General features: G+C 57.4%; 23 protein-coding genes. 8 read left to right on the top strand and 15 right to left on the bottom strand.

Annotated elements, in window-relative coordinates; all coding sequences use genetic code 11:
- The first annotated feature begins 7 nt into the window (after positions 1-7).
- Positions 8-205 (top strand): hypothetical protein, encoded by a 198-nt coding sequence (locus ACQG0S_RS10360; protein ID WP_022648035.1) that lies wholly within the window; start codon positions 8-10, stop codon positions 203-205.
- A 1-nt stretch (position 206) separates the two neighbouring features.
- A complete protein-coding gene (locus ACQG0S_RS10355) occupies positions 207-959 on the top strand; it encodes a hypothetical protein (protein WP_022648034.1) in 753 nt (250 codons plus the stop codon).
- Positions 960-1,012: 53 nt separating this feature from the next.
- Here the strand turns inward: ACQG0S_RS10355 and ACQG0S_RS10350 are convergent, their stop codons facing one another.
- Positions 1,013-2,989: an alkyl/aryl-sulfatase gene (locus ACQG0S_RS10350; protein WP_022648033.1), complete on the bottom strand. Its 1,977-nt coding sequence runs from the start codon at positions 2,987-2,989 to the stop codon at positions 1,013-1,015.
- 203 nt (positions 2,990-3,192) lie between these two features.
- Between ACQG0S_RS10350 and ACQG0S_RS10345 the strand changes: the two genes are divergently transcribed.
- Entirely contained in the window at positions 3,193-3,828 is a 636-nt protein-coding gene (locus tag ACQG0S_RS10345; protein WP_022648032.1) for a helix-turn-helix domain-containing protein, read from the top strand.
- Between the two features lie 38 nt (positions 3,829-3,866).
- On the opposite strand, the gene ACQG0S_RS10340 is transcribed toward ACQG0S_RS10345, so the two are convergent.
- The 14 genes from ACQG0S_RS10340 to paaA form a co-directional block, all read right to left on the bottom strand.
- Positions 3,867-5,864 carry a BCCT family transporter gene (locus ACQG0S_RS10340; protein ID WP_023306141.1) on the bottom strand — a complete coding sequence of 666 codons (1,998 nt, stop codon included), beginning with the start codon at positions 5,862-5,864 and terminating at the stop codon, positions 3,867-3,869.
- Positions 5,865-6,043: 179 nt separating this feature from the next.
- Positions 6,044-6,649 carry a phenylacetic acid degradation protein PaaY gene (paaY, locus tag ACQG0S_RS10335; protein WP_023300036.1) on the bottom strand — a complete coding sequence of 202 codons (606 nt, stop codon included), beginning with the start codon at positions 6,647-6,649 and terminating at the stop codon, positions 6,044-6,046.
- A gap of 9 nt (positions 6,650-6,658) precedes the next feature.
- Positions 6,659-7,594, bottom strand: a complete 936-nt coding sequence (gene paaX, locus ACQG0S_RS10330; protein ID WP_063137708.1) for a phenylacetic acid degradation operon negative regulatory protein PaaX — start codon at positions 7,592-7,594, stop codon at positions 6,659-6,661.
- Positions 7,595-8,165: 571 nt separating this feature from the next.
- Positions 8,166-9,482, bottom strand: coding sequence for a phenylacetate--CoA ligase PaaK (gene paaK, locus ACQG0S_RS10325; RefSeq protein ID WP_048965989.1), 1,317 nt, complete (start codon positions 9,480-9,482; stop codon positions 8,166-8,168).
- Positions 9,483-9,508: 26 nt separating this feature from the next.
- The gene (gene pcaF / locus ACQG0S_RS10320) at positions 9,509-10,714 is read right to left on the bottom strand and encodes a 3-oxoadipyl-CoA thiolase (RefSeq protein ID WP_048965988.1); all 1,206 of its coding nucleotides are present in this window, start codon (positions 10,712-10,714) and stop codon (positions 9,509-9,511) included.
- Positions 10,714-11,136 carry a hydroxyphenylacetyl-CoA thioesterase PaaI gene (paaI, locus tag ACQG0S_RS10315; protein ID WP_048965987.1) on the bottom strand — a complete coding sequence of 141 codons (423 nt, stop codon included), beginning with the start codon at positions 11,134-11,136 and terminating at the stop codon, positions 10,714-10,716. The genes pcaF and paaI overlap by 1 nt, the downstream gene beginning before the upstream one ends.
- Positions 11,126-12,550, bottom strand: coding sequence for a 3-hydroxyacyl-CoA dehydrogenase PaaH (gene paaH / locus ACQG0S_RS10310; protein WP_048965986.1), 1,425 nt, complete (start codon positions 12,548-12,550; stop codon positions 11,126-11,128). Before paaH ends, paaI begins: the two co-directional genes overlap by 11 nt.
- A 1-nt stretch (position 12,551) precedes the next feature.
- The gene (gene paaG / locus ACQG0S_RS10305) at positions 12,552-13,340 is read right to left on the bottom strand and encodes a 2-(1,2-epoxy-1,2-dihydrophenyl)acetyl-CoA isomerase PaaG (protein ID WP_096216773.1); all 789 of its coding nucleotides are present in this window, start codon (positions 13,338-13,340) and stop codon (positions 12,552-12,554) included.
- Positions 13,340-14,107, bottom strand: a complete 768-nt coding sequence (gene paaF, locus ACQG0S_RS10300; RefSeq protein WP_022648023.1) for a 2,3-dehydroadipyl-CoA hydratase PaaF — start codon at positions 14,105-14,107, stop codon at positions 13,340-13,342. Before paaF ends, paaG begins: the two co-directional genes overlap by 1 nt.
- Positions 14,104-15,174 (bottom strand): 1,2-phenylacetyl-CoA epoxidase subunit PaaE, encoded by a 1,071-nt coding sequence (paaE, locus tag ACQG0S_RS10295; RefSeq protein WP_022648022.1) that lies wholly within the window; start codon positions 15,172-15,174, stop codon positions 14,104-14,106. Before paaE ends, paaF begins: the two co-directional genes overlap by 4 nt.
- A gap of 7 nt (positions 15,175-15,181) precedes the next feature.
- Positions 15,182-15,679, bottom strand: a complete 498-nt coding sequence (gene paaD, locus ACQG0S_RS10290; protein WP_003857347.1) for a 1,2-phenylacetyl-CoA epoxidase subunit PaaD — start codon at positions 15,677-15,679, stop codon at positions 15,182-15,184.
- Between the two features lie 11 nt (positions 15,680-15,690).
- Complete coding sequence (paaC, locus tag ACQG0S_RS10285; protein WP_048965976.1) at positions 15,691-16,437, bottom strand: 1,2-phenylacetyl-CoA epoxidase subunit PaaC; 747 nt, start codon at positions 16,435-16,437, stop codon at positions 15,691-15,693.
- An 8-nt stretch (positions 16,438-16,445) separates the two neighbouring features.
- Complete coding sequence (gene paaB, locus ACQG0S_RS10280; RefSeq protein ID WP_003857353.1) at positions 16,446-16,733, bottom strand: 1,2-phenylacetyl-CoA epoxidase subunit PaaB; 288 nt, start codon at positions 16,731-16,733, stop codon at positions 16,446-16,448.
- A gap of 12 nt (positions 16,734-16,745) precedes the next feature.
- Positions 16,746-17,675 carry a 1,2-phenylacetyl-CoA epoxidase subunit PaaA gene (gene paaA, locus ACQG0S_RS10275; protein ID WP_022648019.1) on the bottom strand — a complete coding sequence of 310 codons (930 nt, stop codon included), beginning with the start codon at positions 17,673-17,675 and terminating at the stop codon, positions 16,746-16,748.
- Positions 17,676-17,960: 285 nt separating this feature from the next.
- Here paaA and paaZ point away from each other — a divergent pair, with 285 nt between their 5' ends.
- The 5 genes from paaZ (at position 17,961) to tynA (ending at position 23,921) form a co-directional block, all read left to right on the top strand.
- Positions 17,961-20,000, top strand: a complete 2,040-nt coding sequence (gene paaZ / locus ACQG0S_RS10270; protein WP_426750290.1) for a phenylacetic acid degradation bifunctional protein PaaZ — start codon at positions 17,961-17,963, stop codon at positions 19,998-20,000.
- Between the two features lie 225 nt (positions 20,001-20,225).
- Positions 20,226-20,708 (top strand): Hcp family type VI secretion system effector, encoded by a 483-nt coding sequence (locus tag ACQG0S_RS10265; RefSeq protein ID WP_022648017.1) that lies wholly within the window; start codon positions 20,226-20,228, stop codon positions 20,706-20,708.
- Between the two features lie 113 nt (positions 20,709-20,821).
- A complete protein-coding gene (locus tag ACQG0S_RS10260; RefSeq protein ID WP_223825170.1) occupies positions 20,822-21,115 on the top strand; it encodes a polymorphic toxin type 44 domain-containing protein in 294 nt (97 codons plus the stop codon).
- Entirely contained in the window at positions 21,093-21,488 is a 396-nt protein-coding gene (locus ACQG0S_RS10255; protein WP_022648016.1) for a hypothetical protein, read from the top strand. The genes ACQG0S_RS10260 and ACQG0S_RS10255 overlap by 23 nt, the downstream gene beginning before the upstream one ends.
- 159 nt (positions 21,489-21,647) lie before the next feature.
- A complete protein-coding gene (tynA, locus tag ACQG0S_RS10250) occupies positions 21,648-23,921 on the top strand; it encodes a primary-amine oxidase (RefSeq protein ID WP_063138215.1) in 2,274 nt (757 codons plus the stop codon).
- Positions 23,922-23,992: the final 71 nt, after the last annotated feature.

Raw genomic sequence — 23,992 nt, 5'->3', positions numbered from 1 at the left:
TCACGCGATGAAAAATTTACTGATGGCGCTCTTTTCCAGCCCGGAATCCTTGTTGCAGGTTATGAGTCACCAGGAAATTATCGAAGCCGTAGAGGATGGCGACCGCATCATCATCGATCAGGATGGAAACGCCTCGGTTAACTACAAAAGTAACGAGGTTCGGCAGGACTTTCTGCGCCATGTCAACGCGCTGAAGAGGGCCTGAAATGGGAACGGCAATATTCATGGTATTGATGGTATGCGGCTACTGGTACACCAGCCGCGATCTCTCAACCCGGTTCAAAATTAAGCGTTCATTCGGCTGGGATGTCTATTTCCTTGTGGCGCTGTATGGCTGCATTTTCGTTTTACAGGGCGTGATCGCCACCGGCTTGCTCTGGCTGCTGTTGTTCGCCCTCTCGGCCGCCGACAACACATTCCATTTCACGTCCGCAAAATACGCCGACTGGCAAATTGATTTTATGAACTGGAGCTTTTTAGGGATTCAGGCTCCGGTCGTGGTGATGCTGGCCTTTGCGATCCTGTTTTGTCTCTATCGTTCTAACTGGGCCGGCAGCGCGCGGCTGGACGGCGAAGGCCGGAAAAAGCTCTACAAGCGGCTGGCGCAATCGAGCGGGATTGAACAACTGCTCTATCAGTGCATGGAGGAAGGTGAACTTGCGCACGTCACGCTGAAGTCGCGGCGGATTTATATTGGCATGATCCATACCGCCACGCTGGAGTATGAAAAAACCGCCAATATCGTGCTTATCCCGATGCTGAGCGGCTACCGCGACGGGGAGAACATGCAGCTGTGTATTGAGCACAACTACAGCAAATGGTACGCCGAGCATGAGGTTACGCTCGACTCAGAGCCAAAAAGCGCTATGGATTTCCGTAAGGTGATCATGCTTGATCAGATCGAGAGTATTTCACTGTTCGATCCGGCAAGTGCCAGCGCGCTGGCGATGCGTGAATAAAAAAATGGCGCCTTATTTCTAAGGCGCCAGGATTATGTGGATGAAACCTGAACTTATGGCGTTACGATATTGAACCAGAAGTCAAATTTGTCCATGTAGCTCAGCATCTCTTCCAGCTTCGCCCCGTTTCCACTCACCTTCACGTCACCTTTATCCATCGCCTGCTTCAGCGTCTCTTTCTTAAGGATGATGTTGTTCAGCGTGGTGCGATCAAGCGCGATAGTTGCGTCGGCATCCTTCGCCTGCGCGTTGGCGGTATGGTTCAGCACGCCGTTTTCCAGCTCCAGCTTGTATTTTCCGCCATCCTTACCGAGATCGACATTGAAGACCGCCTTCGCGTTACCGGCCCGCACCCCGTTGATGTGCACACCCAGGTAGTCGAAGAACATTTCCGGGGTCATCGCTCGCACGGTATCCGGGCTGGCGGTGTTCGGCGTCGGCAGCTTCTTCACGCCATTACGCAGTTCTTGCGCGCCGGTCAGGTAGAAGTTACGCCAGGTGCCCGCTTCCGCCTGGTAACCTAACTGCTCAAGCGCGTCGGCTTCCAGATTACGGGCAGCCTGGTTGTTAGGATCGGCAAAGACCACTTTGCTGACCACCTGAGCAACCCAACGGTAATTACCCTGCTGATAATCCGCTTTGGCTTTCTGCATGATGGCATCAGCGCCGCCCATGTACTGCACGAACTTCTTCGCAGCCTGTTCAGGCGGCAGCTCGTCGAGGGTTGCCGGGTTGCCGTCGAACCAGCCGAGATAAAACACGTAAGTGGCTTTGACGTCGTGGCTAACGGAGCCGTAGTAACCGCGGCTTGCCCACTGTTTCTCGAGCGATTCCGGCAGCTTAAATTCTGCGGCGATCTCATCGCGAGTCAGGCCTTTGTTGGCCATACGCAGGGTCTGGTCGTTGATGTAGCGGTACATATCGCGCTGGCCTTTCATCAGCTTGACGATATTCTCGTTACCCCAGGTCGGCCAGTGGTGCTGCGCAATAATCACTTCCGCGTCCGCGCCCCAGCGCTCAATGGCGGCGTTAATGTACTTAGACCAGGCCAGCGGGTCGCGGATTTTCGCGCCGCGCAGGGAGTAGGTGTTGTGCAGAGTATGGGTCACGTCCTCTGCGGCCTCGATCATTTTCTTCTCTTTGACGTACCACAGCATCTCCGACGGAGCTTCTGAACCCGGCGCCATCATAAAGTCGTAGGTCAAGCCGTCGATCACTTCTTCCTGACCGGTATGGGTAATGTAGTCGGTCGGCGGGATGAGGGTGACAGTACCCGCAGAGGTGGTGGTGCCAAGGCCTGCACCCACCTGGCCTTTTGCATCCGGCTTCAGCAGGTTGCCGTACATATAGCTCGCACGGCGGCTCATCGCGTTTCCGGCCATAATGTTTTCGGAAACCGCCTCTTTCATAAAGCCATCCGGCGCGTAGATTTTCACTTTGCCAGACTTGACGTCAGCTTCGTCAACCACGCCGCGCAGACCGCCATAGTGGTCAACGTGGCTGTGGGTGATCACCACAGCCACGACCGGTTTCTTGCCGCGGTTTGCATAGTAGAGATCCAGCGCTTCTTTCGCCGGTTCAGCGCTTAACAGCGGGTCGATAACGGTAATGCCCTTCTCGCCCTCAATGATGGTCATGTTGGAGAGATCGAGATTACGGATCTGATACACGCCGTCGGTGACCTTAAACAGCCCGCCAATGTTGATCAGCTGTGACTGACGCCACAGGCTCGGGTTTACCGTATCCGGGGCTTTTTCACCCTCTTTGACGAAATCATATTTCGCCGGGTTCCAGATAACGTTCCCCTGCTCGCCTTTGATCATGTTTTGCGGCAGCGGGGCGATAAAGCCTTTATGGGCATTTTCAAAGTCGGTTTTATCGGCAAACGGTAATTTGTTATACAGGGCGTTATTAGCCTGCTGGGTTGTAGGAGTGGCATCCTGCGGCTGTACTTCCGCAAACGCGGAAAGCGACAGCGACGTCAACACACCGGCCAGCGCCAGATGTTTAGCGATTATCGTTAATTTCATTAAATGGCCTCATAGATTAATTGCGCCGCCAGCGATATTTAATTGTGGCGGATAATTTTAATGCGAACTCATTGAGGACCATTCTAACCAGAATACCTTCCCTTCATAGTCCCATATGGGACTGGTTATTTATCGATTCGTAATCCGTGGGCTATTGCTGCTATACTCGCTACCATAGCAGACGTTGCGGGGAGAGGCTTAGCGTGAATTTTCAGGATATCCATACCTATTATCAGCAACTCAATATTGGGCAATTTTTTCCGCAAATGCTTTGTGAAGGCGAGGTCTTAACCGTTGCCGCAAATAAAAAACTCACCGTTGAACCTGGCTATATTTATTTCTGTACTGAAGGGTCGCTGACGATATTAATGCCTGATGATGGGCTGAATATTGGCAATACTATTGAGTATATGCCGATCGGTTTAATGGAAAGGTATTGTCCACTGGCGAAGTATGAATATCGCAGCAGTGCCAGGGTGAAACTGGTGAGAATATCCTGGGCCGACTTCGACCAGTTTTTTTTCCAGGGAGGGCCTGAGCGCATGCAGGCGCTGGCCACCATACTGACCTACATGTCGATATTCACCATCGACCTGCATAACGAACGCAGGCAGGTCACCAGCTACCAGACCATTAAACCCATGCTCTATCGCTATCTTTATCGGCAGGAAACCCACACGGGAGAGAATGAGGGTCTGGCGCTGTTTATCATCAAGCGCACTAACCTGTCGCGAACGCATGTCTTTCGCGTGCTGGCGGATCTTAAAGCCGGGGGCTATATCACCATGAAGCGCGGAAAGCTGGTGTCGATAGACCGTCCGCTGCCAGAGGCGTATTAAATTACGCCCCTGAAGCGAATGCTTCAGGGGCTGGCTGATTAACGCACCAGGTGCAGGAAGTGCAGATGTTTTTCATACTGGTCCAGAATATCGTTAATTAACTGCTCCTGGTTCCAGCCCATCACATCGTAATTTTGCCCACCTTCCTTGAGGTAGATTTCTGCCCGATAGTACCGGTGCTGTTCTGCCTGATTCTCATCATTCTCCATGGCCGCTAGCGCGAAGGTCGGCGAGTTATAGCCACGCAGCCTGACTTCATAAATGAAATTCAGCTCATTGCCTAAATCCACCTCAAGGCGAATACGATCGTCCGACGCGTCGCTGATATGGCTCTGCGTTCCCTGCTTATTCAGTTCATCCTGCACCAGCACCATGGCCGGTTTGATCACCTCTTCCATAAAGCGTTTCACCAGGGAGCGTTTAGGTAAGTAGGCGATGTTACGCAGTCTGCGCTGCCACGGAATGGGGTTACGGGCCGCTGTCGGCGCGATCGTGGCCATACTCAGGCTCTCGCGTTTGGTCAAATCGCGTCGGAGCGCCTTCAGCAACCCATAGATTGAGACCAGCAGGATCATCGAGAACGGTAGCGCGCTGGCGATAGTCACGGTTTGCAGCGCACTCAGTCCGCCCGCGAGCAGCAGCGCGATAGCGACTACGCCCATCAGCGCGGCCCAGAAGATGCGCTGCCAGACGGGTGTATTGGCCTCGCCGCCGGACGCGAGGGTATCCACCACCATCGCCCCGGAGTCAGCGGAGGTTACAAAGAAGACAATAACCATCGCCATGGCGATAAATGACAGCACGGAAGAGAACGGGAAATGCTCAAGGAAATTAAACAGCGCCAGCGCCACGTCCTGCTGGACGGTATTCGCCAGATCGGACGCTCCCTTGTTCATGATGAGGTAAATGGCGCTATTGCCGAACACCGTCATCCACATCAGGGTAAAGCCCGCCGGGACAAACAGCACGCCGGTCACGAACTCGCGGATGGTTCTGCCGCGGGACACACGGGCAATGAACATCCCGACAAACGGCGACCAGGACAGCCACCAGCCCCAGTACAGCAGCGTCCAGCCTCCCAGCCAGTTGCTGGATTTCGGTTCATAAGCGTAAAGGTTAAACGTCTTGCTCACCAGCTCGGACAGGTATCCGCCGGTATTTTCCACAAAGGATTTCAGCAGGAGTACGGTTGGCCCCAGGCACAACACCAGCACCAGCAGCAGTACCGCCAGCCCCAGATTGAGCTCTGATAAAATGCGAATGCCTTTGTCCAGACCGGACACCACGGAAATGGTCGCCAGCCCGGTAATCAGGACGATAAGGATCACCTGCACGGTATCGTTGATGGGTACGCCAAAAAGGTGGTTCAGCCCGGCATTGACCTGTAAAACGCCGTAGCCTAACGAGGTCGCCACGCCAAATACGGTGCCGATTACCGCGAAGATATCCACCGCATGACCTATCGGGCCGTAAATACGGTCGCCGATAATCGGATAAAGCGCCGAACGAAGCGTCAAAGGCAGGCCGTGGCGGTAGCTGAAGAACGCCAGAATCAACGCAACGATGGCGTAGATAGCCCAGGCGTGCAGCCCCCAGTGGAAGAATGTCAGCCGCATGGCCTCTTTGGCCGCAGCGACCGTTTCAGGTGTCCCCACCGGCGGGGAAAGGTAGTGCATGACCGGCTCCGCCACGCCGAAGAACATCAGGCCGATCCCCATCCCCGCCGAGAACAGCATCGCGAACCACGAGTGATAGCTGAAGTCAGGCTGGGAGTGGTCGGGCCCGAGTTTAATATCGCCGTAGCGGGACAAGCCGAGGAACGTCACACTCATTAAAATCAGCGCGACGGCAAGAATGTAAAACCAGCTGGCGTTGGTGAATATTTGCTGTTGCAGTAGCTTAAAGTTTTTATCGGCAACGTCAGGGAAAATCGCGGCAAAGGCGACAAGAAGGAAAATTAACAAAGCAGATGTGTAAAATACCGCTTTGTTAATCTGGCTTTTGGACTGCTTTGGGATAGTGTCGTTTTCACTCATATAGTGTCTTCCATAAACGCATTGACCGCTCTGAATGAGAGGCGTGATCTGCGTCAGGGTAACAAAATCCCTTTATGAATGCAGGTCTGAAACGTTCAATTATACACTATCCCCAAAGGGTATTTGTTGCGCGTTAACGCATCCTCATGCCATTGCATTATTTCGCAGGCAAGAAATGGTTAATTATCCCGGCCAGCCGACTTGGGCCGTAAGTTCTCATCGAATACCAGCCGTTTGCGTCCGGGCTCTTCTTCCCGCAGCGGCTCTACCTGATGCAGCGTCTGCTTACAGCGATCCACCAGCACCTGATACTCCCGCGTGCCCTGCTTTTTCCACTCTATTTCCTGCGCGCTTAGCTCACGAATCGCTTTCGCCGGACTGCCAAGAATTAAGTGATTCGCAGGCATTTCCGCTTTGGCCTTCACAAACGCCGCCGCCCCGACGATGCTGTTTTCGCCGATCGTCGCCCCGTCCATCACCACCGCATTCATCCCCACCAGCGCATTACGGCGGATAATGCAGCCGTGCAGGATCGCACTGTGGCCGATATGCCCGTCCTCTTCCACCACCGTGTCCTGCTCCGGAAAACCGTGCATCACGCAGTTATCCTGAATGTTCGCGCCGTCTTTCACCACGATCCGGCCAAAATCACCGCGCAGGCTGGCGTTGGGGCCTACGTAAACACCTTTGCCGAGGATCACGTCGCCAATCAGCACCGCGGTCGGGTGAACATAGCTCTCTTCAGGCACGACCGGCGTCAGACCATCAATTTGATAAACAGGCATACCCTCTCCTTATGTGATATTCAGACCACCAAAACGCTGGTGATAAAGCGTGCCGGGCGCGGACAGCTCGCCGACGGAGGTTTCCCCCTTCTCACTGACAAACGCCAGGGCTCCCGCTGCCACGCGCTGGTAGATGTTAATGCACAGCTGTCGCGCGCTCTGTCCCGCCCAGTGCGCCGGGAGTAACTCCTCCGGCAACAGCGGATCTTTCAGCACCACGCGACGATAAAAATGAATGAGTAACAGCTGGATCTGAAAGCAGCGTTCCGGGGTTAAATCCTCGGGCGACGCCTCTTTCAGCAGCGGCAGCAGCGGACGGAACGAGTTGATAAACGTTTCGTACATCGCGTTTTGTTCGGTCAGCTGCCAGCACTCTTCCACGCGGGATCGTAACGCCGCGCGTGACAAAGCCAGCGGCGAATGAGCTTCAAAGAAAATGACGTTTTCCGCCACGCCCGCGTCATGCAACAGCGACTGCACGTCCGCGAGGTTCTGCGACGGCGAGGCCATCAGGCTCGGCGCCAGCGTGCCGAACCCTTGCCAGATGAGCTGTTTTTTCACGTCCGCGAGCGTGGTTTTATCCAGCCCCTCGGAAAGCAGCAGCAGCCATTTACCATCCCACGCCGGCAGTTCTGCACGGTAGATTTTATTTTCCGCGCGTCGGGTCAAACGCAGCCCCTTGTCGCTGAGACGGTAAAAGCTGCGGCGGCCAATGCGGGACACGTCCAGCCAGCCCTCTTTGTTGAGGCGAAACAGCGCGGTGCGCACAAAGCGCTCCCCGAATCCCATTCCTTCCAGCAGGGCCGCCAGACTGCCGAGCCAGATCTCTCCGCCGCGATGGGAAAGCGCGTCGCCATACAGCGAAGAGATAAGCGACGTTCCGCTGACGGGAACAGAGCTGACTGCGTGCTGGATAAAGGCATCAAGTTTATTCATTTGATTCATTATGTTGTTATTTTTTTCCTGAATGAATCATAGCATAGGAATTTGGGGTTTCCCCCTCACCCTAACCCTCTCCCAAAGGGAGAGGGAACTTAATACTCCCTCTCCCTTTGGGAGAGGGATCCCCAGTAATTTTTTTATGCAGAAGCAATAAAGTTGCTTTCTAAATGACTGAGGGCTGTCAGCGATGCCCTGGTCCGGCTGTAAATCGCTGAGGCGTTTGCCTTCCGGCCGGGGCGAGGCGCAGGGATGCGCCGAGAGGGCGGCTTTACAGGGACGTTGCCTCCGCCCGTACCCGATAAGCCGGAAGGAATAAGCCGAGGGCACCGCGAAGCGGCGATTTACCGCCGGGAGCCCGGGTCGCCAGGGTGGTGGCGACTGAGCCACCCTGGCACGTTCACCGGTCATGTCGTTACAGAGTAGCAAGGAACATAAAGTGAACGGAATGACCACCACAGCCGTATGTTCCCCTCACCCTAACCCTCTCCCCGGAGGGGCGAGGGGATTGCTCAGTGCTCGCATTAATTTGTGGGGAACCCTCAGCCCTTTGGGAGAGGGCTGGAGTAAGGGAAATTCAACCGTTGGCTGCTACTTTACGCAAATCAAACACCCGGCAGGCTTTACCCTCGGATCGCGGTATGCTGCCGCAGTTAACGATCATCACATCGGTTGAAATCCCCACCATCGATTTAATCCGATGACGCAGCTGATGGCAGACCTGACAACGCTGTTCATGCGTCAGCGTTAAGCTACTCTGTTTCAGCTCGACCTTCACCGAAAGTGAATCAAGATGCCCGCGGCGGTTCACCTCCAGCTGATAGTGCGGCGAAAGATGTTCGAACTTGACGATCTCCTCTTCCAGCTGTGACGGGAAGACGTTAACGCCGCGAATGATGAGCATGTCGTCGCTGCGCCCGCTGATGCGATCCATCCGGCGCATGGTGCGTGCGGTACCCGGCAGCAGGCGCGTCAGGTCGCGGGTGCGGTAGCGGATCACCGGCAGCGCCTCTTTGGTCAGCGTGGTGAACAGCAGTTCGCCCTGCTCGCCGTCGGCCAGCGGCGAGCCGTCATTCGGGTTGACGATCTCCGGGTAGAAGTGATCTTCCCAGATGGTCGGGCCGTCAGCGGTTTCAAGACACTCCATCGCCACGCCCGGCCCCATCACCTCGGAGAGACCATAGATATCCAGCGCGGTAATGCCCAGCCGTTTCTCGATTTCGCGGCGCATGGCCTGCGTCCACGGCTCGGCGCCAAACACGCCGACGCGCAGGGAACAGGCGCTGGCATCACCGCCCATCTGACGCTCCAGCTCTTCGATCAGGTTCAGGCAGTAAGAGGGCGTCACCATGATCATATCCGGCTGGAAATCGCGGATCAGCTGCGCCTGCTTTTCCGTCTGGCCGCCGGACATCGGGATCACCGTCGCCCCCAGACGCTCTGCACCGTAGTGCGCCCCCAGCCCGCCGGTGAAGAGCCCGTAACCGTAGGCGACGTGAATTTTATCCTTCGCGCTGCCCCCGGCGGCGCGCAGGGAACGGGCGACGATATTGGCCCAGTTGTCGATATCATTCTGGGTATACCCCACCACGGTCGGCTTTCCGGTGGTGCCCGACGAGGCGTGAATACGCACCACCTGCTCCATCGGCACCGCAAAGGTATCGAACGGGTAATTGTCGCGCAGATCCTGCTTGGTGGTGCACGGGAATTTTTGCAGGTCCGCCAGCTCGTTAAAATCGTCAGGGTGAACGCCCGCGGCGTCAAACTTGCGTTTGTACATCGGAACGTTGTTGTAGGCGTGGTTCAGCGTCCACTTCAGGCGCACGGTCTGCAACGCCTGCAATTCATCAATGGACGCGGTTTCGATCGGATCAAGCTTTGTTGTATTTATCATCGCAGGGTACTCACATTATTGTTCGCTCAAACACGCTCAAGGATCATGGCAATGCCCTGACCCACACCGATGCACATCGTACACAGCGCGTAGCGCCCGCCGCGTCGGTGCAATTCATTGCTCGCGGCCAGCGCCAGTCTGGCACCGCTCATTCCCAGCGGATGACCTAGCGCGATCGCTCCGCCGTTCGGGTTGACATGCTCCGCGTCATCCGGCAAGCCCAGCTGACGCAGCACCCCCAGCGCCTGTGCGGCGAAGGCTTCGTTAAGCTCAATGACGTCCATATCGGTGATACTGAGTCCGGCACGTTCCAGCACCTTACGGGTGGCGGGAACCGGGCCTAATCCCATCAGACGCGGCTCGACGCCCGCGGTCGACATGGCCACAATGCGGGTGCGCGGGGTTAACCCCTGGGCAAGCGCCATCGGCTCGCTGGCGATAATCAGCGCCGCCGCCCCGTCGTTGACGCCAGAGGCGTTCCCCGCCGTCACCACACCGTTCTTGCGAAACGGGGCTTTCAGCGCGGCAAGCTGTTCAAGGGTGGTTTCGGCGCGCGGATGCTCGTCTACGCTCACTTCCGTTACCGCGCCTTTTTTCCCCGTTACCTGTACCGGGATTATCTCCTGCGCCAGAACGCCATTCTGCTGCGCCAGCGCGGTGCGCTGCTGGCTGCGCAGGGCAAATGCGTCCTGATCGGCACGGCTTATATTTAACAATTCCGCTACATTCTCTGCCGTTTCCGGCATGCTGTCAGTTCCGTATTGCTGATGCATGAGCGGATTCACAAATCGCCAGCCGATGGTGGTATCGAAGATCTCCGCCTGACGCTGAAACGCCGCGGTGGCTTTACCCATCACGAACGGCGCACGGGACATGGATTCGACGCCACCGGCGATCAGCAGATCGCCATCCCCGGCCTTAATGGCGCGCGCCGCAAAGCCAAGGGCATCCAGACCGGAGCCGCACAGGCGGTTAATGGTGGTACCGGAAAGGGTCTGCGGCAGCCCGGCCAGCAGCGACGACATGCGCGCCACGTTGCGGTTATCCTCTCCGGCCTGATTTGCGCAGCCGAAGATCACGTCATCTATGCGCTCCAGATCGAGCTGCGGGTAACGCGCCAGCAGCGCACGCAGCGGAACGGCCCCTAAGTCATCGGCACGCAGGCTGGATAATCCTCCACCGTAGCGACCGACCGGGGTACGCACACCCTCACAAATAAATGCGTCACGCATCAGGCTTCTCCTGTCACACTGCCGCCGGTGCGGTGGGATTTCCCGCGAAAAAGAGCGACGGTTTTCTGTTGTTGATTCTGAATTTCAATGTCATAGACGCCGGTCAGTTTGCCCTGATGCTTCACCCGCGCGATAGCGGTCAGCTTATCGCCAGCAAAGCCCGGACGCAGAAAATCGATGGCGCAGCCTGAGGCCACCGCCGCCAGCCCCTGACTGTTGCAGGCGTAGGCAAAGGCGGTATCGGCCAGCGAGAATAGCTGTCCGCCGTGGCAGGTTTTATGCCCGTTAAGCATCTGCGGGGTGATGGTCATGGTCACCACCGCGTAGCCCTCGCCCATCTCGATAATGTCCATCCCCATCGCCTGCGCGCAGGCGTCCCGTTCGTACATCGCGCGGGCGTTATGCCAGGCGTTATGACTCATAACTACTCTCCAGAAGCGCACGCTGGCGCAGCAGTGAACAGGGGCGATAACGTTCCTCGCCGTAGTGACGTTGCAGGTTCTCCAGCAGCGTTAACAGACGCTGCCAGCCAAGGCGCTCGCCCCAGGCGATGGGGCCGCAGGGATAGTTGACCCCTAAGCGCATGGCGGTATCGATGTCTTGCTCACTGGCGACCCCTTTTTGCAGGGCATCCAGCGCTTCGTTGGCAATCATCGCCACCGTGCGCCAGATCAGCAGGCCGGGGTAATCCGCAATCTGGACCACCCGTTTCTCCTGGTGCTGCAACCAGTAAATGGCTTTCTGCGTGGCGGCGTGCGGGTTGCCGGGCGCGGCGGCTATAACGGCCACATCCCGCTCGATGCGGTCGACCACCACCACCGGACAGCCGTGGCGCAGCGCCAGCGACTGCGCGGTTTCACCCTGCGTTTCGATCAACAACAGATCGTCAATTTCCGTGACACCGTCACTTCTTCGCTGTGCGCGCATCGGGCTGAAGCTGTGGCTGACCGGGGCGAGCCAGCTGACGGCGGGTTTGTCCTCCTGCCAGCGGTAAACGCCCTGCCCGCTTTTCTTACCCAGACGCCCCGCCAGCACCAGCTCCTGCTGCACCAGCGACGGCAAAAAACGACGCTCCTGCCAGAAGGCGTTAAATACGGAGCAGGTCACGGCAAAGTTGACGTCCTGACCAATCATGTCCGTCAGCTCAAGCGGCCCCATCGGGAAACCCCCGCCGTCTCGCAGGGCGGCGTCGATCACCTCGGGCGCTGCCACCTGCTCTTCCAGCGCGCGCCAGGCTTCCGAGTAGAAAGGACGCGCTACGCGGTTGACGATAAACCCCGGTGTGGACTGGCAGCGTACCGGCTGCTTTCCCCAGCTCAGCGCCAGCTCGCACAGCGCATCGGCCACTTCGGGTGAGGTCGCCAGCCCGCTGACCACCTCCACCAGCTTCATCACCGGGGCAGGATTGAAGAAGTGCAGCCCGGCGACGCGTTCAGGGTGGTTTATCTCCGCCGCAATCGCGGTAACGGAAATGGACGAGGTATTGCTGGCGAGTAGCGTCTGCGGCGGGCAAACCTCTGCCAGCTGGGTAAACAGCGCCTTTTTCACTTCAAGCCGCTCGGAGGCCGCCTCGATCACCAGATCGGCTTTCGCCAGAGCACCGATATTCGTCACCGGCGTCAGGCGGGCGAGGATCTGTTCCCCGGCGTCGGCAGAGAGTTTTCCGCGCGCAACGCGAGAGGACAGCCGCTGGCGAATGCCGTCGACGGCGCGGGAAATCGCCGCAGCGTCAATGTCGTACACCAGAACCGGATGACCGTGGCTGGCTGCCACTTCGGCAATCCCGGCGCCCATGGTGCCGCTGCCAATGACGGCGACCGTATGGATATTCACCATCTTATTTCCCCGTAAAGTTCGGCGCGCGTTTTGCCAGGAACGCGCTGACGCCTTCCCGGTAGTCGTCGCTGCGTCCGGCCAGACGTTGATAGTCGCGCTCCAGATCAAGCTGGGCGTCGAGGGTGTTGGTTTCGGCGGCGTTGATTGCCTGCTTGATCAAGCCCAGGCCATAGGTCGGCTGCGAGGCAAAATGCAGCGCCATCTGTTGTGCGGTGGCGGAGAGCTGCTCGTCGTCCACCACCTGCCAGATCATTCCCCAGGCCTGTGCCTGCTCGGCGCTGAGCTTGTCGCCCAGCAATGCCAGCCCCATGGCGCGGGCGCGTCCGGTCACGCGCGGCAGCAGCCAGGTTCCGCCGCAGTCCGGTACCAGCCCGAGCTTGCTGAAGGCCATCACAAAGCTGGCTGAACGGCCCGCAATCACCATGTCACAGCCGAGGGCCAGCGTGGCACCTGCCCCCGCCGCCACGCCATTAACCGCGCAAATCACCGGCTTCGGCAGTTTTGCCAGGCGGCGCACCAGCGGGTTGTAAAAAGTCTCAACGGACATGCCCAGATCCGGCGCAGGGCCGTTCGGGTCCACGTTACGGTCGTTGAGATCCTGCCCGGCGCAGAAACCGCGTCCTGCCCCGGTGATCAGCAGGCAGCGGATGGCGTCATCGCGCTCGGCCTGCTTCAGGCATTCGGAAAGCTGCTGGTGCATGACGTCGTTAAAGCTGTTCAGGCGCTCCGGGCGGTTCAGCGTAATGGTCATTACGCCCTGCTCAACATGGCTCAGAATAAATTCCACAATTAGCGTCCTTTAAAGTCTGGGGTGCGTTTTTGTAAAAAGGCGTTGATACCTTCCCGGCGATCGTCGGTGGCCGCGAGCAGCGCAAACAGCTGACGCTCCTGCGCCAGCCCGGCCTGAAGCGGCACTTCCTGCGACTGGCGAAGCGCCTGCTTCGCCGCCTGTAACGCCAGCGGCGAGTGGCGCGCCATCAGCCCCGCCTGCTTCAGGGCGTACTCCAGCGTCAGCGAGGCCGGGTAGACGTCACTGACCAGCCCGGCGCTGTGCGCCTGAACCGCCGTGATGCTTTCGCCCGTCAGCACCATTTTGCTGGCCAGCGATTTGCCCACGCTGCGGATTAGTCGCTGTGTGCCGCCTGCGCCCGGCATGATCCCGAGGGTGATTTCCGGCAGGCCAAAGCGGGCGTTATCACCGGCAATCACCACGTCGCAGAGCAGCGCCAGCTCACAGCCTGCCCCCAGCGCGTAGCCGTTCACGGCGGCAATCAGCGGTTTGGTGAAGGCGTTTATCCGCGCCCACAGCTGCGGGCGGATATCGTTCAGGGTTGCGGGCAGGTCTTTCTCCGCCATTTCGTTGAGATCGGCCCCGGCGGCAAAGCAGCGTTCGTTGCCGTAAATCACACAGACGGCGATCTCCGCATCCGCGGCGGCGGCTTCAAGCTGCTCCGCAATTTGCGTGAGCAGGGCATTGTTGAGCGCGTTGCGCGCCGCCGGACGGTTAAGCGTCAGCTGCAACACGCGGCCATGACGGGTGACAATCAGTTCGCTCATGCCATCCCCTTCGCATCAAAATCGACGATAACGTCAGCGGTTAACGGCAGCGCCTGACAGCTCAGCACATAGCCTGCGGCCAGCTCGTCCGGCTCCAGGCTGTAGTTGGTCGCCATGTCCACCTTCCCGCGAAGCACTTTGCATTTGCAGGTGGCGCACACGCCGCCCTTGCAGGCGTAAGGCAGATCCGCCCCCTGACGCAGGGCCGCGTCAAGAATGCTCTCGTCGTCCGCCGTCAGGGTGATCTCCCTGTCGCGCCCGTCCTGACGGACGGTGACCTTCTGCCCGTCGGCCTGCACGCTGACTGTCCGTTTAACGGGGGTTCCCGGCGTGTTAAAGCGCTCAAGATGGATCGCTTTTTCCGGCATACCCAGCGCTTTCAGCGCCGCCTCAGCCTCGTCCATCATCGCCGACGGGCCGCAGATGAAGGCTTCATCGTACTGGCGGAAATTCACCAGCGTTTTTGCCAGCGCCTGGAGCTTTTCCCCGTCAATACGGCCATGGAGCAGATCGCTGTCGAGCGTCTCCTGGCTGAAGATGGAGATCAGCTGCAAACGCTGCGGGTATTTATCTTTCAGGTCCGCCAGCGCCCGGCGGAACATCATGCTCTGGCTGCTGCGGTTGCCGTAAATCAGGGTGAAGTGGCTGTGGGCTTCAGTGGCCAGCGTAGCGGACATAATCGCCAGCATCGGGGTGATCCCGGACCCGGCGGCAATCGCCAGATAGTGGCCTTCGCGTTCGGCCTGCGGCTGGTAGCCAAAATGCCCCTGGGGAACCATCACCTCCAGCGCCATGCCAGGTTTGATCTCGTCCCGGGCATAGCGGGAAAAACGTCCGCCCTCGATGGCTTTGACCGCCACGCTGATCTCACCGCACGCGGTGCTCCGGCAGATGGAGTAGCAGCGGCGCAGTTCATCCCCGCCAGGACTGGCTTTCAGGGTCAAATGCTGACCGGGACGGAAGCGGTACGCCTCCTGTAACGCCTGCGGCACCGCGAAGGTAATGGTCACCGCGTCGCGGGTTTCGGGTTCCACTTTTGCCACTGTTAATGAATGAAACGTTGTCATGGCAGCCTCAAATACATTTGAAATAGTCGAAGGGCTCACGGCAGGTATTGCAGCGGTAGAGCGCTTTGCAGGCCGTGGAACCAAATTCACTGATGAGCGAGGTATCGGTGCTCGCACAGCGCGGGCAGCTCACCTCCGCAGGAACGTGGGCGTGGCAGCTATGGCCGACAGGCGGGCTGATGCCATATTCCCGCAGGCGCCTGCGGGCATCGTCGGTCATCCAGTCGGTGGTCCAGGCGGGCTCCAGTTGCAGCACAATATGTACCGGGGAAAAGCCGTTCCCGGTCAGAGTTTCGCGGATCGCCCCCAGCAGATGCTCCGTTGCCGGACAGCCCGAATAGGTTGGCGTGAAGCCGATGACCCAGCCTTCCCCCTGTGCCTTCACGCTGCGCACCATGCCCAGGTCGGTGATGGTCAGCACCGGCACTTCCGGGTCGGGGATCTGGCTTAACAGCGCCCAAATCTGCGGGATTTGGGCAGGCGCAATGTCGACGAGGCGTTGCATAGCGTTCTCCTTTACCACTGCTGGTCGGGGTAAACGCGCTGGAGATACTGCATCTCAGCCAGCATCGGTCCGAGGTGTTCAGTATGTAGCCCCTTCTTGCCGCCCGAGCGATACGCCACTTCCTCGGGCACGCGGAGGGTAGCTTCCGCCAGCCCGGCAAACACTTCGCGCTCCCACGGTTCCCGCAGGGCGCGCGGATCAACCGCCACGTCGGTGTCAACCAGCGCCAGCTCGACGTCGTCGGCGTCGAACAATTCAGCCGTAAAGCGCCACAGGCTATCCACCGCCTGCTGCATTTTCTGTGAGGAGGTTTCTGTCCCGTCCCCCAGCCGCACCAGCCAGCCGCGGCTGAAGCGCAGGTGATAGCGCGCCTCTTTAATGGCTTTTGCCGCGATGGCGGCAAGCTGACTGTCGCTGCTGTGGATCAACCGTTCGTACAGCGCTACGTTCCACGCATCCATCAGATACTGACGGGCAATGGTGTCGGCGAAGCTGCCGTTTGGCTGTTCCACCAGCAGCAGATTGCGGAACTGACGCTCATCGCGGCAATAGGCCAGGGTGTCTTCATCGCCCTTACCCTCCCGTTCAGCGGTGTAGGTCAGGAAATTGCGCGCCTGCCCGAGCAGATCAAGGCCGATATTGGCGAGCGCCAGGTCAATTTCCAGCTCCGGCGCATGGCCGCACCAGGCGCCCAGACGCTGTGAGAGCACCAGACCGTTGTCGCCCAGACGCAGGGCATAAGCAGATACGTTGTTCATCCCCAACCTCACATATGCTCAATGCCATCAGGGATGGTGTAAAACGTCGGATGGCGGTAGACCTTGCTTTCCGCCGGATCGAAAAACTCCCCGCTCTCTTCCGGCTGGGAGGCGACGATTTCACTCGCCTTCACCACCCAGATGGAACAGCCTTCGCTGCGGCGGGTATAGGCATCGCGCGCGTTTTCCAGCGCCATGCGGTCGTCGGCAGCGTGAAGGCTGCCCACATGGCGGTGCGACAGCCCCTGCTTCGAACGGACAAAAACTTCGTATAACGGCCAGTAAACATTGCTCATGGTTGATTCCTCTTATGCGGCCTGGCGGGCGCGTTGTTTTTCCGCGTGGGCCAGAGCGGCTTCACGCACCCATGCGCCGTCGTCCCAGGCTTTACGTTTTGCGGCCAGACGTTCGTGGTTGCAGATCCCGCGCCCGTTGATCACCTCGTCAAATTCGTGCCAGTCGATTTCGCCGAAGCGGTAGTGGCCGCTCTCTTCATCGAAACGCAGGTCGGGATCCGGCACGGTCATGCCGAGCATCTCCACCTGAGGCACCGTGTTGTCCACGAAGCGCTGGCGAAGCTCATCGTTGCCAAAGCGTTTGATCTTCCAGGCGAGACTGCGGGCGCTGTTTGGGGAGTTGTCGTCGTTGGGTCCGAACATCATCAGCGCGGGCCACCAGAAACGGTTGATGGCGTCCTGCAACATCTGCCGCTGTGCTTCGCTGCCCTGCGCCAGCGCCATGCAGGCCTCAAAACCCTGACGCTGGTGGAAGCTCTCTTCTTTACAGATTTTCACCATCGCCCGGGCGTACGGGCCGTAAGACGTACGGCACAGCGCCACCTGGTTCACGATGGCCGCCCCGTCCACCAGCCAGCCAATGACGCCGATATCGGCCCAACTCAGGGTCGGATAGTTGAAGATGGAGGAGTATTTCATCTTGCCGTCGAGCATCTTTTGATAGATGTCCTCCCGGGCGCAGCCCAGCGTTTCCGCCGCGCTGTAGAGGTACAGGCCGTGTCCGGCTTCGTCCTGAACCTTCGCCAGCAGAATGGCTTTCCGGCGCAGCGTCGGCGCGCGGGTGATCCAGTTTCCTTCCGGCAGCATGCCGACAATCTCAGAGTGGGCGTGCTGTCCAATCTGGCGGATCAGCGTCTTGCGATAGGCATCCGGCATCCAGTCCTGCGGCTCGATGGCCGTCTCCTGTGCGATGCGTTGCTCAAAGCGTTGTTCTTGCGTCACATAACCACCTTTGTGATTCGTTAAATCACCACAAACAGCAAAATGGTGAATCATTTGGTTTCTTAAAAGTTACACAAAGGTTAAATATAACCCCAAGAAGTGTTTGATTATTTTGTGACGACGCTCGCAAGCCTTTTCATTAAAGGCCGATGACACAAGGCTTTCGGGTGGTCAGGCTAAGCAATAGAGATCACAACGTTAACAATTCATTAAAACTCAGCTTGATTTTTATGATTCGCGATCAAACTATTTATAGTGAAATCACGAAACACCTGGAGAGAAGAAATGCAGCAGTTAGCCAGCTTCTTGTCCGGCACCTGGCAATCAGGCCGGGGCCGCGAGCGCACCATCACCCACGCCATCAGCGGGGAAACGCTATTTGAAGTCACCAGCGAAGGGCTGGATATGGCGGCCGCGCGCCGTTACGCCATTGAACACGGCGGAGAAGCGCTCCGCGCAATGAGCTTTATCGAGCGCGCCGCCATGCTGAAGGCGGTGGCCAAACATCTGCTGAGCCAGAAGGATCGGTTTTATGCCCTGTCAGCCCAGACCGGCGCGACGAAGGCCGACAGCTGGGTGGATATTGAAGGCGGTATCGGCACCCTCTTCACCTACGCAAGCCTCGGCAGCCGTGAGCTGCCGGACGATACCCTGTGGCCGGAGGATGAGCTGATCCCGCTGTCGAAGGAAGGCGGCTTTGCGGCACGTCACGTGTTAACGTCGAAATCCGGCGTGGCGGTGCATATCAACGCGTTCAACTTCCCGTGCTGGGGGATGCTGGAAAAGCTCGCACCCACCTGGCTTGCCGGGATGCCCGCCATCATCAAGCCCGCCACCGCCACCGCGCAGGTGACTCAGGCAATGGTGAAAGCGATCGTCGAGAGCGGACTGGTGCCGGACGGCGCCATCAGCCTGATCTGTGGTGGCGCGGGCGATCTGCTGAACCAGCTCGACAGCCAGGACGTGGTGACGTTTACCGGGTCGGCCAGCACCGGGCAGAGCCTGCGCGTACATCCGAATATCGTCGCGCATTCCATTCCGTTTACCATGGAAGCGGATTCCCTTAACTGCTGCGTGCTGGGTGAGGACGTGACGCCGGAGCAGCCGGAGTTTGCGCTGTTTATTCGCGAAGTGGTGCGCGAGATGACCGTCAAAGCCGGGCAAAAATGTACCGCCATCCGCCGCATCATCGTGCCGGAAGCACAGGTTGAAGCCGTCAGCCAGGCGCTGATTGCGCGGCTGGAGAACGTGGTCGTCGGCGATCCGGCCCAGGAAGGGGTGAAGATGGGGGCTCTCGTCAACAGTGAGCAACGTGCTGACGTGCAGGAAAAAGTCGATCATCTGCTTGCCTCGGGCTGCCAGATCCGTCTGGGTGGTAAAGCCGATATGCAGGCGGCTGGGGCATTCTTCCCGCCCACCCTGCTGTTCTGCCCGCAGCCGGACGAAACTCCGGCCGTTCACGCCACCGAAGCCTTTGGCCCCGTCGCCACCCTGATGCCGTACCGCAACAGTGAACACGCCATGCAGCTGGCGCGGGCGGGCGGCGGCAGCCTGGCGGGAACGCTGGTCACGGCAGATTCAAACGTGGCGCGGCAATTTATTGCCGGTGCCGCGCGCGCCCACGGACGCATTCAGATCCTCAACCAGGAATCCTCGAAAGAATCCACCGGCCACGGTTCACCGCTACCGCAGCTGGTGCACGGCGGCCCGGGACGTGCGGGCGGCGGCGAGGAGCTGGGCGGCCTGCGTGCGGTGAAGCACTATCTCCAGCGCACGGCCATTCAGGGCAGCCCTTCCATGCTCGCCGCCATCGGCAAACAGTGGGTCCGTGGCGCGGAGGTGCTGGAAGATCGCGTTCATCCGTTCCGTAAATACTTCGAGGAGTTACAGCCGGGCGACAGCCTGCTGACCCCGCGTCGTACCCTGACGGAAGCGGATATCGTGAATTTTGCCTGCCTGAGCGGGGATCATTTCTATGCCCATATGGACAAAATTGGCGCGGCGGAGTCGATTTTTGGCGAGCGCGTGGTACACGGTTATTTCCTGATTTCCGCCGCGGCGGGGCTGTTTGTCGATGCCGGGGTTGGGCCGGTCATTGCCAACTACGGCATGGAAAACCTGCGCTTTATCGAGCCGGTCAAGCCGGGCGATACCATTCAGGTGCGCCTGACCTGTAAACGTAAAACGCTGAAGAAACAGCGCACTGCCGAGGAAAAACCGACTGGCGTGGTGGAATGGGCGGTGGAGATCTTCAACCAGCATCAGCAGGCCGTGGCGCTTTACTCCATCCTGACGCTGGTGGTGCGCCAGCAGGGTGACTTTTAATCAAAGCAATGGCATTAACCTTGCTGCCTGGAGTGTTTGAGCGCATCAAAATAAACGGAAGGTAATACAGGGACTGGTTGGCTTTGATTAATCGAACCATCCAGTCTGCCTGGTTTGGATAAGTTACAACCGGAAACACTAAGCAAATTGACCGTATAGTTAGCATAGTTATTATTTATCGCCGGGAATATTCCCGCGTTAAATTACATGGATGATTAACAGACTATGGCAATTCCTGTTTACCTTTTCTTGACTGACGATGGTGGTACAAAAATTACAGGCTCGGTGGATGTTTGTTACCGTGAGGGAAGCATTGAAGTCACTGGCTTTACACACAATCTTCGCCTCCCAACCGATCCATTGACCGGGAAAATTACCAGTAAACGTAACCATGCCCCAGTCGTATTTCAAAAAGAAATCGATTCCTCCTCCCCTTACCTGATGAAAGCCGTTGCGACTGGCCAAACCCTTAAAACGGCCGAGTTCAGGTGGTATCGCATTAATGACGCCGGACAGGAAGTAGAATATTACAATATGCGTCTCGATAATATTCGCGTCGTTTCCGTTACGCCATTGATGCATGACATTAAAGACCCGACGAAAGAAAAACATAATCATCTTGAAGTCGTGGAACTACGCTATGATAAAATAACATGGACATATTGCGATGGTAATATACAGTTTGCAGACTGTTGGGCTGAGCGTTAAATATGCGAAATCCTTCCTATTCAACACCCTATAATATTGCATCCTTTGCACCACCTGGCGTGGACGTCGTTAGCCACATGATAATAGCGCGATTTCATGGTGGCCCCTCATTAATGACCTACATATGGTTTTATCAAATGGTCAGAAACCATGGTCCCTGGGATTATAAACAAGGCCGTGCAGAGTATGCCAATTTTGGCAATTTTCATTACGGTGCCGTTGGTGCGGCAGCAGGCATTCCTGAGGGAATTCTGCTCCGGGGGGCAGGCACTGCACAGATTCTTGCCGGGACAAGCGATCCTGCCGAATTTGCAAAATTCCAGAACAATAATAATTACGGTGATGATCCAGTCGATCAGTTATGGATAAGGGCAGGAATAGATTATGCGCGACGTTCGGGTTTTTAACTGGCGAGCTGGAATTATTATCTTTAGTTTTCTCATATTCATTGCATACCCTTTCCGCGATCTTTTTACCGTGTATGAAAATTTGCAGGAAAAAATCAAGGTTAACGATCGTTTAACTCTTTACATCACCCAGGTTGAGACGGGCTCACTGTCTAAAAACAGGTCTCATATTTATCTCTTTGATGCGAAAAAAAGTCCGGAAGAATTCATGTCTAACATTAAGAATATCAATCCCGTCATGATCACCGATGATGATAAAGCTTCAGTGGCAATTAAAAATGGAGACATTTATCTTCGCGTTCGCGGTACGGTTTATTCGTTCACGACGGTAGGTTTCGATGTCTGCATTCATCTCGACAGTTCACCTTACTGAAGCACACTTTCACTTTCACGGGGTGTGATGCACCCCCGGTCTTTTTTTAACCTGGCAAGACTGACAAACAACCTGGCAGATGCAGGCAAACGCTTTTCGTGCGCGCCTGTCAGGATAAGGCTGACACAACACAATAAACACAACAAGATGAGGTCTGCGATGGGAAGCAATTCTTCTTTTTTTGCCCGTAGAACGACACTGGCCATGGCCGTTGCGCTCTGTTGCGCCTGGCAATCCCCTGTTTACGCTCACGGCAGCGAGGCGCATATGGTCCCGATGGACAAAACGCTTCAGGCGTTTGGCGCGGACGTGCAGTGGGATGATTACGCCCAGATGTTCACCATCGCTAAAGACGGTGCCTTTGTGAAGGTCAAACCCGGCGCCAACACCGCCATCGTTAACGGCAAACCGCTGACGCTCCAGGTGCCCGTGGTGATGAAGAACAATAAGGCCTATATCCCGGAGACTTTTATCAACGATGTCTTTCAGTCCGGTCTTGATCAGACATTCCAGGTTGAAAAAAGCCCCCACCCGTTAAACGCGCTGACGGCTGATGAAATCAACCAGGCCGTAGCAATCGTGAAAGCCTCTACGGATTTTAAACCCAATACCCGCTTTACCCAGATTGCGCTGGCGGAGCCAGAAAAAGCCAAAGTCTGGGACTTCGTGCTTAACGGCACGGCGGTGGATGCGCCGCGCCAGGCCAATATCATTATGCTTGACGGCAAACGCATCATCGAAAGCCGGGTGGATCTGAAGGACAAAAAGATCCTCCGCTGGGAGCCGATCAAAGACGCGCACGGCATGGTGCTGCTGGATGACTTCAATACCGTGCAGCAGATCATCAATGAAAGCCCGGAGTTTGCCGCCGTGCTGAAAAAGCGCGGCATTACCGATCCGAAGAAAGTGATCACCACCCCGCTTACCGTCGGCTTTTTTGACGGCAAGGATGGGCTGAAACAGGAAGACCGCCTGCTGAAAGTGATCAGCTATCTCGACGTGGGTGACGGTAACTACTGGGCGCACCCGATCGAAAACCTGGTTGCGGTGGTGGATCTTGAGCAGAAGAAAATCCAGAAGATTGAGGAAGGCCCGGTCGTGCCGGTGCCGCTCACCCCGCGTCCTTATGATGGCCGTGACCGCGTTGAAACGGTGAAAAAACCGCTGGAGATTATCGAGCCGGAAGGCAAGAACTACACCATTACCGGGGATATGGTGCACTGGCAGAACTGGGATTTTCATCTGAGCCTGGACTCGCGCGTCGGCCCGATGATCTCCACCGTGACCTATAACGACAACGGCAAAAAGCGACAGGTGATGTATCAGGGATCGCTCGGGGGCATGATTGTGCCGTACGGCGACCCGGATATCGGCTGGTACTTTAAGGCCTACCTGGACTCCGGTGATTACGGCATGGGTACCCTGACCTCCCCGCTGGTGCGCGGCAAGGATGTTCCGTCTAACGCCGTGATGCTCAACGAAACCATCCCGGACTATACCGGTGCGCCAATGGAGATCCCCCGGGCGATCGCCATTTTCGAGCGTTACGCCGGGCCGGAGTATAAGCATCAGGAGTTAGGTAAACCCAACGTCAGCACCGAGCGCCGCGAGCTGGTGGTGCGCTGGGTCAGCACCGTGGGTAACTACGATTATATCTTCGACTGGGTATTCCACGAAAACGGCACCATCGGCATTGATGCAGGGGCCACGGGCATTGAAGCGGTGAAAGGCGTGCAGACGAAAACCATGCATGATGCCACCGCGAAGGATGACACCCGATACGGTACGCTGATCGACCATAATATTGTCGGCACCACCCACCAGCACATCTACAACTTCCGTCTGGATATGGACGTGGACGGCATCAACAACAAGCTGGTGGCCATGGATCCGGACGTCAAACCGAACACCGCTGGCGGTCCGCGCACCAGCACCATGCAGGTGAATCAGTATGATATTGATACCGAACAGCAGGCGGCGCAGAAGTTTGATCCGGGCACCATCCGCCTGCTGAGCAACACCAGCAAAGAGAACCGCATGGGCAACCCGGTCTCGTATCAGATCATCCCTTACGCGGGGGGCACACACCCGGTGGCGACGGGCGCGAAGTTTGCCCCGGACGAGTGGATTTATCACCGCCTGAGCTTTATGGATAAACAGCTGTGGGTGACGCGTTACCATCCCGACGAGATGTACCCGGAGGGAAAATACCCGAACCGTTCCACGCATGATACGGGCCTCGGCCAGTACAGCAAAGATAACGAGTCGCTGAACGACCAGGATAACGTCATCTGGATGACCACCGGCACCACCCATGTCGCCCGCGCCGAGGAGTGGCCGATAATGCCGACGGAATGGGTGCACACGTTACTCAAGCCGTGGAACTTCTTTGACGAGACGCCAACGCTCGGTAAGAAAAAAGAGCAGAAATAACACGTTGACCGGGCACGATGCCCGGTTTTTCATTCGCTTTCTTGCTGAATACCACTCCCCGATTATAGTTA

Origin of the sequence: Enterobacter cloacae complex sp. 418I7 (assembly GCF_050030705.1) — a bacterium.
GTDB classification, from domain to species: domain Bacteria; phylum Pseudomonadota; class Gammaproteobacteria; order Enterobacterales; family Enterobacteriaceae; genus Enterobacter; species Enterobacter intestinihominis.
Note: the sequence above shows the minus strand (reverse complement) of the source record. Positions and strands in the feature narration are given on the sequence as shown.

Bases quoted from the DNA above. Each gene is read 5' to 3' on its own strand.
- ACQG0S_RS10360 (WP_022648035.1), top strand. From the start codon at position 8: ATGAAAAATTTACTGATGGCGCTCTTTTCCAGCCCGGAATCCTTGTTG.
- ACQG0S_RS10355 (WP_022648034.1), top strand. From the start codon at position 207: ATGGGAACGGCAATATTCATGGTATTGATGGTATGCGGCTACTGGTAC.
- ACQG0S_RS10350 (WP_022648033.1), bottom strand. From the start codon at position 2,989: ATGAAATTAACGATAATCGCTAAACATCTGGCGCTGGCCGGTGTGTTG.
- ACQG0S_RS10340 (WP_023306141.1), bottom strand. From the start codon at position 5,864: ATGAGTGAAAACGACACTATCCCAAAGCAGTCCAAAAGCCAGATTAAC.
- paaY (WP_023300036.1), bottom strand. From the start codon at position 6,649: ATGCCTGTTTATCAAATTGATGGTCTGACGCCGGTCGTGCCTGAAGAG.
- paaX (WP_063137708.1), bottom strand. From the start codon at position 7,594: ATGAATCAAATGAATAAACTTGATGCCTTTATCCAGCACGCAGTCAGC.
- paaK (WP_048965989.1), bottom strand. From the start codon at position 9,482: ATGATAAATACAACAAAGCTTGATCCGATCGAAACCGCGTCCATTGAT.
- pcaF (WP_048965988.1), bottom strand. From the start codon at position 10,714: ATGCGTGACGCATTTATTTGTGAGGGTGTGCGTACCCCGGTCGGTCGC.
- paaI (WP_048965987.1), bottom strand. From the start codon at position 11,136: ATGAGTCATAACGCCTGGCATAACGCCCGCGCGATGTACGAACGGGAC.
- paaH (WP_048965986.1), bottom strand. From the start codon at position 12,550: ATGGTGAATATCCATACGGTCGCCGTCATTGGCAGCGGCACCATGGGC.
- paaF (WP_022648023.1), bottom strand. From the start codon at position 14,107: ATGAGCGAACTGATTGTCACCCGTCATGGCCGCGTGTTGCAGCTGACG.
- paaE (WP_022648022.1), bottom strand. From the start codon at position 15,174: ATGACAACGTTTCATTCATTAACAGTGGCAAAAGTGGAACCCGAAACC.
- paaD (WP_003857347.1), bottom strand. From the start codon at position 15,679: ATGCAACGCCTCGTCGACATTGCGCCTGCCCAAATCCCGCAGATTTGG.
- paaC (WP_048965976.1), bottom strand. From the start codon at position 16,437: ATGAACAACGTATCTGCTTATGCCCTGCGTCTGGGCGACAACGGTCTG.
- paaB (WP_003857353.1), bottom strand. From the start codon at position 16,733: ATGAGCAATGTTTACTGGCCGTTATACGAAGTTTTTGTCCGTTCGAAG.
- paaZ (WP_426750290.1), top strand. From the start codon at position 17,961: ATGCAGCAGTTAGCCAGCTTCTTGTCCGGCACCTGGCAATCAGGCCGG.
- ACQG0S_RS10265 (WP_022648017.1), top strand. From the start codon at position 20,226: ATGGCAATTCCTGTTTACCTTTTCTTGACTGACGATGGTGGTACAAAA.
- ACQG0S_RS10260 (WP_223825170.1), top strand. From the start codon at position 20,822: ATGACCTACATATGGTTTTATCAAATGGTCAGAAACCATGGTCCCTGG.
- ACQG0S_RS10255 (WP_022648016.1), top strand. From the start codon at position 21,093: ATGCGCGACGTTCGGGTTTTTAACTGGCGAGCTGGAATTATTATCTTT.
- tynA (WP_063138215.1), top strand. From the start codon at position 21,648: ATGGGAAGCAATTCTTCTTTTTTTGCCCGTAGAACGACACTGGCCATG.